Below are 12,998 nucleotides of genomic sequence, written 5' to 3'. Positions count from 1 at the left end.
CGACGGCCACCCACTATTCTAATGGAGATCGCACACCCGGCGGGTCGACGTCGCCTTCGCGACCGCCGTGCGCCCACTTCGGAGAACATGATGGTTCAACATATCAAAGTACCTACCGATGGTCAAAAGATTACCGTCAACGCGGACTTCTCGCTGAACGTCCCCGACCAGCCGGTCATTCCCTATATCGAAGGCGACGGCACCGGTGTCGACATCACTCCCGTGATGCGCAAGGTCGTCGACGCGGCCGTGGCGAAGGCCTACGGCGGGCGCCGCAAGATCGCGTGGATGGAAGTGTTTGCCGGCGAGAAGTCGACGCAGGTCTATGGCCCGGACGTGTGGCTGCCACCGGAAACGCTGGAGGTCGTGCGCGAATACGTCGTGTCGATCAAGGGCCCGCTGACGACGCCGGTGGGCGGCGGCATCCGTTCGCTCAACGTCGCGCTGCGCCAGGAGCTCGACCTGTACGTCTGCCTGCGCCCCGTGCGCTACTTCAACGGCGTGCCGTCGCCGCTGCGCGAGCCGCACAAGACGGACATGGTGATCTTCCGCGAGAACTCGGAAGACATCTACGCCGGCATCGAATGGGCCGCCGGATCGCCCGAGGCGAAGAAGGTCATCGAGTTCCTGACCCGTGAGATGGGCGTGCGCAAGATCCGCTTTCCGGAAACGTCCGCGATCGGCATCAAGCCCGTGTCGCGCGAAGGTACGGAACGCCTCGTGCGCAAGGCGCTCCAGTACGCGATCGACAACGACAAGCCGTCCGTCACGATTGTCCACAAGGGCAATATCATGAAGTACACGGAAGGCGGTTTCCGCGACTGGGGCTATGCGCTGGCGCAAAGGGAATTCGGCGCCGAGCTGATCGACGGCGGACCGTGGTGCAAGTTCAAGAACCCGCGCACGGGCAAGGACATCGTCGTCAAGGATTCGATCGCGGATGCATTCCTGCAGCAGATCCTGCTGCGCCCGGCCGAGTACAGCGTGATCGCCACCTTGAACCTGAACGGCGACTACGTCTCGGACGCGTTGGCGGCCCAGGTCGGCGGCATCGGCATCGCGCCGGGCGCGAACATGTCCGACTCCGTCGCGATGTTCGAGGCGACGCACGGCACGGCGCCCAAGTACGCGGGCAAGGACTACGTGAACCCGGGTTCGCTGATCCTGTCGGCCGAGATGATGCTGCGTCACATGGGGTGGACGGAAGCGGCCGACCTGATCATCAGTTCGATGGAAAAGGCGATCGCATCGAAGCGCGTCACTTACGACTTCGCGCGCCTGATGGAAGGCGCGACCCAGGTCTCGTGCTCGGGCTTCGGCGAGGTGATGATCGAGAACATGTAAGCGCAGCCTGATTGATGCACATCAAGCCCCGTGCACGCACGGGGCTTTTTGTTTTCTCTACTAATATAGTAGGGGGACGCGGGGAAGGAGGTGGTCCTTGGCGGCTGCGCCAGAAAAAAACCCCGCCGCAGCGGGGCTTTCTGCTTCCGAGGGAGCTTACGCGCCGACGATGTTGGAAGCTTGCTTGCCTTTCGGGCCTTGCGTGACTTCGAATTGGACTTTTTGACCTTCTTTGAGGGTCTTAAAACCGTTCATATTGATCGCGGAGAAGTGCGCGAACAAATCTTCGCCGCCGTCATCAGGGGTGATGAAGCCAAAACCTTTGGAATCATTGAACCACTTAACAGTACCTGTTGCCATAAAATAACCTTCGATTAAAAACAAATCACACGAGCCATAAAAGCAAGAAGCTTCTTGCCCCCTCCTCAGCCTGCTCACTTCTTATCAACAAGTACATAAGTACATGTCAATAACTGCATTGTTGGTGCAATAATCTTGTAAGTCAAGCGGTTTTGAGGGCGTGTTGTGAAAATTTTCACAATCGCTAAAAAACAACCTCTTGATTTTGGCAATCGGGCCGCCATCTGCGCAGCGACTGGAAAACGCGTAAGATGGAAAGCAAATGGGATTACCTTGGGCGTTAGTTTCCGCACACACGAAGATCGAAAGCAATTTAGAATACCCCTATGGCAACCAAGCACGATACCGAACAGCTGCTGGAGCGGCAGACAGTCAAGCCACCTCCGTTGTATCAGGTGGCGTTGCTCAATGACGACTACACGCCGATGGAGTTCGTGGTCGCCATCATCCAGGAGTACTTCAACAAGGATCGCGAGACGGCGACGCAGATCATGCTTTCCGTACACCGCCATGGCAAAGGAGTGTGCGGCGTGTTTTCCAAAGATATAGCGTGTACCAAAGTGGAGTTTGTATTAACGCATGCGCGCAAGGCGGGCCATCCCCTGCAGTGCGTGATGGAGGAAGTATGATTGCGCAGGAACTTGAAGTATCTCTACATATGGCCTTTGTCGAAGCGCGGCAGGCTCGGCACGAGTTCATCACGGTCGAGCATCTGCTGCTGGCGCTGCTCGACAATCCGTCGGCCGCTGAAGTCCTGCGTGCGTGCGCGGTCAATATCGAAGACCTGCGTAAGACCTTGACGAATTTCATCGGCGACAATACTCCGACGGTGCCCGGCACCGGCGAGGTCGACACCCAACCGACGCTGGGCTTCCAGCGCGTGATCCAGCGCGCGATCATGCACGTCCAGTCGGCGTCGAACGGCAAGAAGGAAGTCACGGGCGCGAACGTGCTCGTGGCGATCTTCGGCGAGAAGGACTCGCATGCCGTTTACTATCTGCACCAGCAGGGCGTGACCCGTCTCGACGTGGTCAACTTCATCTCGCACGGCGTGCGCAAGGACCAGCAGATCGACAGCCAGAAGGCGTCGGAAGGCGTGGAAGAGGCGCAGGTCGAAGGCCAGGCCAAGGAAAGCCCGCTGGATCAGTTCACCCAGAACCTGAACAAGGCCGCCGCCGACGGCCGCATCGATCCGCTGATCGGGCGCGAAGAGGAAGTGGATCGCGTGATCCAGATCCTGTGCCGCCGCCGCAAGAACAATCCGCTGCTCGTGGGCGAGGCCGGCGTCGGCAAGACCGCGATCGCGGAAGGCCTGGCATGGCGCATCGTCCAGGAAGACGTGCCCGAGATCCTGCAGAATGCCGTCGTGTATTCGCTGGACATGGGCGCGCTGCTGGCCGGCACGAAGTACCGCGGCGATTTCGAGCAACGCCTGAAGGCGGTGTTGAAGCAGCTCAAGGATACGCCGAACGGCATCCTGTTCATCGACGAGATCCACACGATCATCGGCGCCGGTTCCGCATCGGGCGGCACGCTCGACGCGTCCAACCTGCTCAAGCCGGCCCTCGCGAACGGCCAGCTGAAATGCATCGGCGCGACCACGTTCACGGAATTCCGCGGCGTGTTCGAGAAGGATCACGCCTTGAGCCGCCGCTTCCAGAAAGTGGACGTGAACGAGCCGTCGATCGAGCAGACCGTGCAGATCCTGCGCGGCCTCAAGTCGCGCTTCGAAGAGCACCATGGCGTGAAGTATTCGGCGTCGGCGCTGTCGACGGCGGCCGAGCTCGCCGCGCGCTTCATCAACGACCGCCACCTGCCGGACAAGGCGATCGACGTGATCGACGAAGCGGGTGCGGCCCAGCGCGTGCTGCCGAAGTCGAAGCAGAAAAAGACCATCGGCAAGACCGAGATCGAGGACATCATCGCGAAGATCGCGCGGATTCCTCCGCAGACCGTCAACCAGGACGACCGCAGCAAGCTGCAGACCATCGACCGCGACCTGCGCAACGTCGTGTTCGGGCAAGACCCGGCCATCGAAGCGTTGTCGGCCGCGATCAAGATGGCCCGCGCCGGCCTCGGCAAGCAGGACAAGCCGATCGGTTCGTTCCTGTTCTCCGGTCCGACCGGCGTCGGCAAGACGGAAGTCGCGAAGCAGCTGGCGTTCATCCTCGGCATCGAGCTGGTGCGCTTCGACATGTCGGAATACATGGAGCGTCACGCCGTGTCGCGCCTGATCGGCGCGCCGCCGGGCTACGTCGGCTTCGACCAGGGCGGCCTGCTGACGGAAGCCATCACCAAGAAACCGCACGCGGTGCTGCTGCTGGACGAGATCGAGAAGGCCCATCCGGACATCTTCAACATCCTGCTGCAGGTGATGGACCACGGCACCTTGACCGACAACAACGGCCGCAAGGCGGACTTCCGCAACGTGATCATCATCATGACCACGAACGCGGGCGCGGAAAGCCTGACCAAGCGTTCGGTGGGCTTCGTGGATTCGAAGGCGCAGGGCGACGAGATGGCCGACATCAAGCGCATGTTCACGCCGGAGTTCCGCAACCGCCTGGATGCGATCATCAGCTTCCGCGCGCTGGACGAGGACATCATCCTGCGCGTCGTGGACAAATTCCTGATGCAGCTGGAAGAGCAGCTGCACGAGAAGAAGGTGGAAGCCATCTTCACCGAGAAACTGCGCAAGTTCCTCGCGAAGAAAGGTTTCGACCCGCAGATGGGCGCACGGCCGATGTCCCGCCTGATCCAGGACATGATCCGCAAGGCGCTGGCCGACGAGCTGCTGTTCGGCCGTCTCGTGAACGGCGGCCGCGTCACGGTCGACCTGAACGAGAAGGACGACGTGTTCCTCGAGTTCCCGGAAGGCGACGTCCCGCCGCCGCCGGAGCCGGTCGAGACCGTCGAAATCGAATAAGCGCTCCCCGATCGCGATCCCTCATCGCCGCAACGAAAGCCCGCCTCGCGCGGGCTTTTTTTTGTCCGGCGACATGCCGTGCTGTCATCCGCATGTCACAAAAGAGTTGTTGTAAGGCACAAATTTTCATTTTGTTGTCATATGGCATTTCTATAATCGCTCGTATCCCTCCCTTCCAGACACGATCCCATGCGACTCGCACACCTCAAGACCGGCACCAAGATCATCGGCGCCTTTGCCGCGGTGTCTCTTGCCATTGTCATCATTTCGATCGTCGCGCTGTGGCGCATGCAGGCTGCGGACGCCATCACGGACGATCTCGTCAACAACAAGCTGGCCCGTCAGCAGATGACGGCCGAACTGCTGGGCATGACGCGTCTGAACGGCGTGCGCGCCGTCGCCATCGCGCGCAGCGACAGCCTGGAAGCGGGCGATTATTTCCATGCCCTGCTCGCGCAGGGCGACAAGAACGCCGCCGCCCTGGAAGCGAAACTGCGCGCGCTGCCGTCCGTGCCGGACGAGCGCGCGCTGATCGACGCCGCCGCGCAGCGCAAGGCCGCCTACCTGAACGTGCGCGGGCAGGTGTTCCAGGCCAAGGACCTCGGCAAGACGCAGGACGTCGAGCAGATGGCGGCCGGCGAGCTGGCCACGACCTTCGACGCCTACACCCATGCCCTCGACGCGCTGCTGGCCTGGCAGACCCGCGAAGCGCACGCGATGGCCGCCACGTCGGCGCAAGCCTTCGCCTTCAGCCGCGTGCTGCTGCCCACGTTCGGCGTGGCCGCGCTGCTGATCGGCTGCGCGGCCGGCTGGCTGCTCACGCGCAGCATCGTCACGCCGCTGCGGGACGCCGTGGCGCTCGCCGAGCGCGTCGCCAAGGGTGACCTCAGCGCCACCATCGCCCACGAGCGCGGCGACGAGATCGGCCGCCTGTTCGATGCGCTCAACCATATGACGGGCGGCGTGTCGGCCACCGTCGTGAAGGTCCTCGACAGCGCGCGGACGATCGACGACGCGTCGGCCGAGATCGCGGCCGGCAACCGCGACCTGTCGCACCGGACGGAAGAGCAGGCGCGCAGCCTGCACGCGACCGTGCAGGCGATGGCCGACCTGACCGAGGCGGTCGAACAGAACCACGTCAACGCGCACGACGCCAACGAGCTCGCGCTGGCCGCGTCCGGCGTGGCGCAAGAGGGTGCCGGCGCCGTGGAACAGATGGTCGCGCGCATGGAAACGATCCGCCAGTCGGCCGCGCGCATCGGCGACATCACCTCGATGATCGACGGCATCGCCTTCCAGACGAATATCCTCGCGCTGAACGCGGCCGTCGAGGCGGCTAGAGCCGGCGAGCAGGGACGCGGCTTTGCCGTCGTCGCGGGCGAGGTGCGCAACCTGGCCCAGCATTCGGCGGCGGCGGCCAGGGAGATCAAGAATCTCATCGGCGAGTCGACGCTCGCCATCGAATCCGGCGCCGGCATCGCCGGCGCGGCGGGCGGCACGATGCGCGAGATCCTCGGCCGCGTGCAGCAGGTGGCCGATCTGCTGCATGCGATCGACGGCGCCAGCTCGGAGCAGGCGGCCGGCATCGCGCGCGTGCGCGGCGTCATCGCCGACATGGACGAAGCCACGCAGCAGAACGCCGCGATGGTCGAGCAGGCGGCGGCCGCGGCGGCGATGCTGCGGGCGCAGGCGGAGGGGCTGACGGACGTCGTGTCCACGTTCCGCGTGCGGGGCGGCGCGGCGGACCGCCACGTGCGCGTCGCGGACAGCGACGACGAACCGAGCCTCGCGCTGCCGGCGCCGGCCTGGGCTTGACCTCCTGCCGACGTCCGTTTCAGATGGCGGCCAGCGCCCGCGCCAGGTCCGCCCGCTGGTCGTCGACGTGCTCGATCCCGACGGATAGCCGGATCAGCCCGTCGCCGATCCCCAGCCGCGCCCGCTGGTCCGCCGGAATGGTGGCATGCGTCATGATGGCCGGGTGCTCGATCAGGCTCTCGACGCCGCCCAGGCTTTCGGCCAGCGTGAAGATCTCGCACTGTTCGAGGAAGCGGCGGGCGCCGGCCAGGTCCGTGTCGAGATCGACGGAGATGATGCCGCCGTAGCCGCGCATCTGGCGCCTTGCCAGCTCGTGCTGTGGATGCGACGCCAAGCCCGGATAGTAGACGTGCCGGACCCTGGTCTGGCCTCGCAGCCACTGCGCCAGCTCGAGCGCGTTGCCGTTGCTGCGTTCCACGCGCAGCGCCAGTGTCTTGATCCCGCGCAGCACGAGGAAGCTGTCGAACGGACCCTGGATGGCGCCGACGGCGTTCTGGATGAAGCCGAGGCGCTCGCGCCACGCCTGCTGGTGCGCGTGGCCGCCGACGACGGCGATGCCGCCGATGACGTCCGAGTGACCGTTCATGTACTTCGTCGTCGAGTGCACGACGACGTCGATGCCCAGTTCCAGCGGGCGCTGGTTGATGGGGCTGGCGAACGTGTTGTCGCAGACGGACATCACGCCGCGCTCGCGGCACAGCTGCGCGATCGCGTGCAGGTCGGCCAGCTTGAGCATGGGATTCGTCGGCGTCTCCACCCACACCATCTTCGTTTCCGGCCGCAGCGCGTTCGCGAGCGCCAGCGGGTCGGTCAGGTCGACGTAGGTGAAGTCGTGGCCGCTGCTGGCGCGGCGCACCCGTTCGAACAGGCGGTAGGTGCCGCCGTACATGTCGTCGCCGGCCACGATGTGCGAGCCGGCCGGCAGCAGCTCCAGCACGGCCGCGATGGCCGCGAGGCCGGACGCGAACGCGTACGCGGCGCCGCCGCTTTCGAGGTCGGCCACGCAGCGTTCCAGCGCCCAGCGTGTCGGGTTGTGCGAGCGGCCGTAGTCCAGGCCCTTGTGCACGCCGGGGCTTTCCTGGGCAAAGGTCGAGGTCGCGTAAATGGGCGGTATCACGGCGCCCGTGGCCGGGTCGGGCGCCTGGCCGCCGTGGATGACGCGCGTGGCGATGTGGCGTCGGTTCGTGTCGTCTGGATGGTTCACGTGAGTGTCCTGCGCAGGTGGTTGAGAAGGTCGAAGCGGGTGATCAGGCCATAGAAGCGGTCGCCGTCGACGATGACGGCCGTCAGGCCGCGGTCGAGGATGTCGCGCAGCTGCTGCATGCCGGCGGATGGGGCCAAGGTCTGCAGGTCGGACGTCATCGTGCCGGAGACGGGGGCCTTGAATCTTTCGCGTTCGCTCGTCACGTGCAGCAGCAGGTCGGACTCGTCGATCAGGCCGACGAGCTTGCCCTTGTCGATGACGGGCAGCTGCGCGAGGTCGGCGCTGCGCATGCGGTTGAAGGCGGTCAGCAGGGTGTCGGACGGCGCGACCGTCACGACCTCGCCGGCGTCGAAGCGGCGCCCGATCAGGTCGCGCAGGTCGCCCGTGCTGGGACGGTGCAGCAGGCCCTGGTCGACCATCCAGCCGTCGCTGTACACCTTGGTCAGATAGCGCGTGCCGGTGTCGCACACGAAGGTCACGACGCGCTTGGGCGTCGTCTGCGCCCGGCACCAGCGCAGCGCGGTGGCGAGCAGGGTGCCGGTCGACGAGCCGGCCAGGATGCCTTCCTGGCGCAGCAGCTCGCGCGCCGTGTTGAAGCTTTCTTCGTCGGAGATCGAATAGGCCGTCTTCACGCGCGACATTTCGGCGATGGCGGGAATGAAATCCTCGCCGATGCCTTCCACGGCCCAGGAACCGGAGACCTCGCTGACCTTGCCCGTCTCGACGTAGCCGGCCAGGATGGAGCCCTGCGGATCGGCCAGCACGAATTCGAGGTCCGGCTGGACGCGCGCGAAAAAGCGCGACAGGCCGGTGAGCGTGCCGGACGACCCGACGCCCACGACGATCGCGTCCAGCTCGTGGCGCATCTGGTCCCAGATCTCGGGGGCGGTGGTCGTCTCGTGCGCGGTGGGGTTCGCGGGATTGTTGAACTGGTCGGCGAACCAGGCGCCCGGGATCTCGCGCGCGAGCCGGGCCGCGACGTCCTGGTAGTACTCGGGATGGCCCTTGCCGACGTCGGAGCGGGTGAGGTGGATCTCGGCGCCGAGCGCCTTCAGGTGCAGGATTTTTTCGGAGGCCATCTTGTCCGGCACGACGAGTACGACGCGATAGCCCTTGATGCGCGCGACGAGGGCGAGGCCGAGTCCCGTGTTGCCGGCCGTCGCCTCGACGACGGTGCCGCCCGGCTGGAGCCGGCCGTCGCGTTCCGCCGCCTCGATCATGGCGCGGCCGACGCGGTCCTTGATGGAACCGCCGGGATTCTGGGATTCGAGCTTGAGGAACAGGCGGCACGGGCCCGTGTCCATGCGGGTCACTTCCACCATGGGGGTGTTGCCGATCAGGGAAAACAGTGCAGCTTGGGACAAGTCTTGCATAGCGCCTCCGTGCGAACGGGCCGGCGCGGGCCTCGTGGGCGCCGCGTGCGAAAAAGCTGGCACCGATCGGGCGCCAGGCCGTAGTGAAAAAATAATAATACGGCTTTTCGTGCGCGGATGCGTTGGGCCGCATTAAGGCGGACCGCACGTACTCGTCGTGAATGACGGCCTAGTTTCCGGCCTTCAATCTGCGCCACAACGTCGTGCGGCTGATGCCGAGGTAGCGCGCGGCCAGGTCGCGCCGGCCGTCGAAGCGCGCCAGCACGTCGGCCACGGTTTCCCGCGCCGGGGGCGCCGGCACCGGCGCGGCGGCGCTGGCGGGCATGGACGGTTGCGTGCCGAGTTCCGGCGCCACCGCCAGCAGGAAGGCCGGCGTCAGCGCCTGCAGCGGCTCGGCCGCGAGGAACAGCGCGAGGCGTTCCATCAGGTTGCGCAGCTCGCGCACATTGCCCGGCCAGGCATAGGCTTGCAACAGCGGGGCGCAGGCCGCGATCTCGGCCGCCAGGTTCGGGTGGGGGCGCGCGCTCAGCGCGGCCAGGGCGTTCTTGAGCGCCCATTCGGCCAGTTGCGGGATGTCCGCGCGGCGCGCGCGCAACGGGGGCAGGGCGAGGCGCAGCACGGCCAGCCGATAAAACAGGTCGGCGCGGAAGCGCCCCTCGCGCACCCGCGCTTCCAGGTCGCAGTGGGTGGCGCTGATCACGCGCACGTCGATGGGCACGGGGCGCGTGCCGCCCACGCGCATCACTTCGCGTTCTTCCAGCACGCGCAACAGGCGCGTCTGCAGCGCGAGCGGCATCTCGCCGATCTCGTCGAGGAACAAGGTGCCGCCGTCGGCCGCCTCGAACAGGCCCGCGTGGCCGCCGCGCCGCGCGCCCGTGAACGCGCCTTCCTCGTGGCCGAACAGTTCCGATTCCAGCAGCGACTCGGCGATGGCGCCGCAGTTGACGGCGACGAACGGCCGGTTGGCGCCGCGCCGCGGGCTCTCGCGGTGGATGGCCTGGGCGACGAGTTCCTTGCCGCTGCCCGTTTCGCCCTGGATGAGGACCGTGGCCGGCGAGCGCCCGTACAGCACGACGGTCTGGCGCAGGCGTTCCATCGCGGGCGATTCGCCGCGCAGGTCGGCGAGGCCGCGGCGCGCGTGGCGGCTGTCGGCGTTCGCGCCGCGGCGTCCGCGCCCGCTTTCGAGCCGGGTCAGGCGCGCCATCTCGAGGGCGTCGTCGAACGCGCGCCGGATCGAGTCGAGCGAGTACACGAACACCGTCGCCAGGCCCGCTTCCTCGGCCAGGTCGGTGATCAGGCCGGCGCCGACGATCACCTCGATCCCCGCCGCCTTCAATTCCGCGATGCTGGCGCGCGCGTCCTCTTCCGTCACGTAGGTGCGCTGTTCGACGGCGAGGCCGAACGTGGCCGCGAACTCCGCCAGTTCCGCCAGCGGCCGCTGGTATTGCACGAGGCCGATGCGCGCGGAGATGCGCCGCGCGCGCGTCAGCGCCTGCATGACGTCGAAGCCGCTGGCCGTCGCGACGACGACGGGCACCGACACGCGCCCCTTCAGGTAGGCCGCGTTGGAGCCGGCCGCGATGACGACGTCGCAGTGTTCCGTCGCCATGCGCTCGCGGATGTGGCGCGCGGCTTCGTCGAAGCCCAGGTGCAGCGGCTCGATCTGGGCCAGGTGGTCGTATTCGGGCGTGATGTGGCGGAACAGGTCGGACAGGCGCGACACCGACACCGTCCAGATGACGGGCTTGCCGGCGCCCTGGTCCGGCGCGGGCGCGGGGCGGGTGGGATAACTCATGTTGCAAGTGTAACCGAATCTGCAACCGATGTTTCAGCTTCGTTTCATACTGAAACTGTTGAGCGTAAACATTTCGGCCCGCCGTAAGAATCGGGTAAGGCGGCCCACTTAGGATCGGTGTCAGCCCGTCCACCTGAACGGCAATTAATAAAATGGAGACAAAAGTGGAAGATGACATCGTCCAGCGGGTCAAAAGCGACCCCAACTACCAGAAGCTTGTCCGGACCCGCTCCAGCTACGGCTGGATGCTGACCTGGGCCGTGATGATCGTGTACTACGGCTTCACGCTGCTGAACGCCTTCGACAAGGGGTTCATGGCCTCGAAGATCGGCTCCGGCGTCATGTCGTGGGCCGTCCCGCTCGGCCTGTTCGTGATCCTGTTCACGATCGCGATCACCGGCATGTACGTGCGCCGCGCCAACAACGAATTCGATGCGCTGACGGAAGCCATCCAACGCAACGCCGCCGCCGGCAAGGAAAAGGTACGCGCATGAAGACGACAACCCTCATCCGCAGTGCCGCCGCCGCGGCCCTGCTGGCCGCCACCGGCGCCGCGCTCGCCTCGCCCGACCTGGGCCAGGCCACCAAGCAGGCCACCAACTACACGGCGATCGGCATGTTCGTCGTGTTCGTGATCTTCACCCTGTTCATCACCAAGTGGGCCGCCAAGCGCACCCGCTCCGCCTCCGACTTCTACACGGCCGGCGGCGGCATCACCGGCTTCCAGAACGGCCTGGCGATCGCCGGCGACTACATGTCGGCCGCCTCGTTCCTGGGCATTTCCGCGGCCGTGTTCGCGAACGGCTTCGACGGCCTGATCTATGCGATCGGCTTCCTCGTCGGCTGGCCCGTCATCACGTTCCTGATGGCCGAGCGCCTGCGCAACCTGGGCCGCTTCACCTTCGCCGACGTGGCGGCCTACCGCTTCGCCCAGAAGCCGGTGCGCTCGTTCGCGGCATCGGGCACGCTCGTCACCGTGCTGTTCTACCTGATCGCCCAGATGGTCGGCGCCGGCCAGCTGATCAAGCTGCTGTTCGGCCTGGACTACTGGATCGCCGTCGTCATCGTCGGCGTGCTGATGATGGTCTACGTCCTGTTCGGCGGCATGACCGCGACGACCTGGGTGCAGATCATCAAGGCCGTGATGCTGCTGGCGGGCGCCTCGTTCATGGCGTTCTCCGTGCTGGCCATGTACCACTTCAGCCCGGAAGCGCTGTTCGCCAAGGCCGTCGAAGTGCACAGCAAGCATGATGCGATCATGGGCCCGGGCGGCTTCATCAAGGATCCGATATCCGGCATCTCGCTCGGCATGGCGTTGATGTTCGGCACGGCCGGCCTGCCGCACATCCTGATGCGTTTCTTCACCGTCCCGAACGCCAAGGAAGCGCGCAAGTCGGTGCTGTGGGCGACCACCTGGATCGGCTACTTCTACATCCTGACCTTCATCATCGGCTTCGGCGCGATCGTGCTGGTGAGCACCAACCCGGCCTTCAAGGACGCGGCCGGCAAGCTGCTGGGCGGTAACAACATGGCGGCCGTGCACCTCGCGAACGCCGTCGGCGGCGACGTCTTCCTCGGCTTCATCTCGGCCGTGGCCTTCGCCACCATCCTGGCCGTCGTGGCCGGCCTGACCCTGTCCGGCGCATCGGCCGTGTCGCACGACCTGTACGCCACCGTGATCAAGAAGGGCCAGCCGGCCCCGGGCAGCGAACTGCGCGTCTCGAAGATCACGACGGTCTGCCTCGGCATCGCCGCCGTGCTGCTGGGTATCGTGTTCGAGAAGGTCAACGTCGCGTTCATGGTGTCGCTGGCCTTCGCCATCGCCGCCTCGGCCAACTTCCCGGTGCTGTTCATGTCGGTCCTGTGGAGCAAGTGCACGACTCGCGGCGCGACCGTGGGCGGCTTCCTGGGCCTGGCCACGGCCGTGGGCCTGACCGTGGTGTCGAAGTCCGTGTGGGTCGACGTGTTCCACAACTCGGCCGCGATCTTCCCGTACACCTCGCCGGCACTGTTCTCGATGACCGTCGGCTTCGTCGGCGTCTGGCTGTTCTCGGTCACCGACAAGAGCCCGCGTGCCGCGATCGACAAGGCCGGCTTCGAGGCGCAGGAAGTGCGTTCCGAGACCGGTATCGGTGCCTCGACCGCATCGGCGCATTGATGTGAATGGTGGGCACGGGGTGC

10 protein-coding genes are annotated in these 12,998 nt (G+C 65.7%); 6 read left to right on the top strand and 4 right to left on the bottom strand.

What is annotated here, in order from left to right; translation table 11 throughout:
• The first annotated feature begins 90 nt into the window (after window positions 1-90).
• Window positions 91-1,344, top strand: a complete 1,254-nt coding sequence (gene icd / locus ISF28_RS24380) for an NADP-dependent isocitrate dehydrogenase (RefSeq protein WP_198119792.1) — start codon at window positions 91-93, stop codon at window positions 1,342-1,344.
• A gap of 156 nt (window positions 1,345-1,500) precedes the next feature.
• Here the strand turns inward: icd and cspE are convergent, their stop codons facing one another.
• Window positions 1,501-1,704, bottom strand: coding sequence for a transcription antiterminator/RNA stability regulator CspE (gene cspE, locus ISF28_RS24375; RefSeq protein ID WP_036165387.1), 204 nt, complete (start codon window positions 1,702-1,704; stop codon window positions 1,501-1,503).
• Window positions 1,705-2,030: 326 nt separating this feature from the next.
• Here cspE and clpS point away from each other — a divergent pair, with 326 nt between their 5' ends.
• The 3 genes from clpS (at window position 2,031) to ISF28_RS24360 (ending at window position 6,445) form a co-directional block, all read left to right on the top strand.
• Window positions 2,031-2,333: an ATP-dependent Clp protease adapter ClpS gene (clpS, locus tag ISF28_RS24370; RefSeq protein WP_027864722.1), complete on the top strand. Its 303-nt coding sequence runs from the start codon at window positions 2,031-2,033 to the stop codon at window positions 2,331-2,333.
• The gene (gene clpA / locus ISF28_RS24365; protein WP_198119766.1) at window positions 2,330-4,630 is read left to right on the top strand and encodes an ATP-dependent Clp protease ATP-binding subunit ClpA; all 2,301 of its coding nucleotides are present in this window, start codon (window positions 2,330-2,332) and stop codon (window positions 4,628-4,630) included. Before clpS ends, clpA begins: the two co-directional genes overlap by 4 nt.
• A 189-nt stretch (window positions 4,631-4,819) precedes the next feature.
• Complete coding sequence (locus ISF28_RS24360; RefSeq protein WP_198119765.1) at window positions 4,820-6,445, top strand: methyl-accepting chemotaxis protein; 1,626 nt, start codon at window positions 4,820-4,822, stop codon at window positions 6,443-6,445.
• Window positions 6,446-6,464: 19 nt separating this feature from the next.
• Here ISF28_RS24360 and ISF28_RS24355 read toward each other — a convergent pair whose 3' ends face one another.
• The 3 genes from ISF28_RS24355 to prpR all read right to left on the bottom strand — a co-directional run bounded on the left by ISF28_RS24355 (window position 6,465) and on the right by prpR (window position 10,817).
• A complete protein-coding gene (locus ISF28_RS24355; protein WP_198119764.1) occupies window positions 6,465-7,649 on the bottom strand; it encodes a trans-sulfuration enzyme family protein in 1,185 nt (394 codons plus the stop codon).
• On the bottom strand, window positions 7,646-9,022 hold the full coding sequence (locus ISF28_RS24350; RefSeq protein ID WP_198119763.1) for a pyridoxal-phosphate dependent enzyme: 1,377 nt from the start codon (window positions 9,020-9,022) through the stop codon (window positions 7,646-7,648). The genes ISF28_RS24355 and ISF28_RS24350 overlap by 4 nt, the downstream gene beginning before the upstream one ends.
• A gap of 169 nt (window positions 9,023-9,191) precedes the next feature.
• Complete coding sequence (gene prpR, locus ISF28_RS24345) at window positions 9,192-10,817, bottom strand: propionate catabolism operon regulatory protein PrpR (protein WP_198119762.1); 1,626 nt, start codon at window positions 10,815-10,817, stop codon at window positions 9,192-9,194.
• Window positions 10,818-10,981: 164 nt separating this feature from the next.
• On the opposite strand from prpR, the gene ISF28_RS24340 reads away from it, so the two are divergent.
• Window positions 10,982-11,311: a DUF485 domain-containing protein gene (locus ISF28_RS24340; RefSeq protein WP_198119761.1), complete on the top strand. Its 330-nt coding sequence runs from the start codon at window positions 10,982-10,984 to the stop codon at window positions 11,309-11,311.
• A complete protein-coding gene (locus tag ISF28_RS24335; RefSeq protein ID WP_198119760.1) occupies window positions 11,308-12,975 on the top strand; it encodes a cation acetate symporter in 1,668 nt (555 codons plus the stop codon). Before ISF28_RS24340 ends, ISF28_RS24335 begins: the two co-directional genes overlap by 4 nt.
• Window positions 12,976-12,998 lie beyond the last annotated feature (23 nt).

The sequence above is a fragment of the Massilia rhizosphaerae genome, assembly GCF_016093545.1.
GTDB lineage: Bacteria > Pseudomonadota > Gammaproteobacteria > Burkholderiales > Burkholderiaceae_D > Telluria > Telluria rhizosphaerae.
The sequence above is the reverse complement of the archived record's forward strand: the minus strand, read 5'-3'. Positions and strand labels throughout refer to the sequence as shown.

Excerpts from the sequence above, each read along its gene's own strand:
- icd (WP_198119792.1), top strand. The coding sequence starts at position 91 with ATGGTTCAACATATCAAAGTACCTACCGATGGTCAAAAGATTACCGTC.
- cspE (WP_036165387.1), bottom strand. The coding sequence starts at position 1,704 with ATGGCAACAGGTACTGTTAAGTGGTTCAATGATTCCAAAGGTTTTGGC.
- clpS (WP_027864722.1), top strand. The coding sequence starts at position 2,031 with ATGGCAACCAAGCACGATACCGAACAGCTGCTGGAGCGGCAGACAGTC.
- clpA (WP_198119766.1), top strand. The coding sequence starts at position 2,330 with ATGATTGCGCAGGAACTTGAAGTATCTCTACATATGGCCTTTGTCGAA.
- ISF28_RS24360 (WP_198119765.1), top strand. The coding sequence starts at position 4,820 with ATGCGACTCGCACACCTCAAGACCGGCACCAAGATCATCGGCGCCTTT.
- ISF28_RS24350 (WP_198119763.1), bottom strand. The coding sequence starts at position 9,022 with ATGCAAGACTTGTCCCAAGCTGCACTGTTTTCCCTGATCGGCAACACC.
- prpR (WP_198119762.1), bottom strand. The coding sequence starts at position 10,817 with ATGAGTTATCCCACCCGCCCCGCGCCCGCGCCGGACCAGGGCGCCGGC.
- ISF28_RS24335 (WP_198119760.1), top strand. The coding sequence starts at position 11,308 with ATGAAGACGACAACCCTCATCCGCAGTGCCGCCGCCGCGGCCCTGCTG.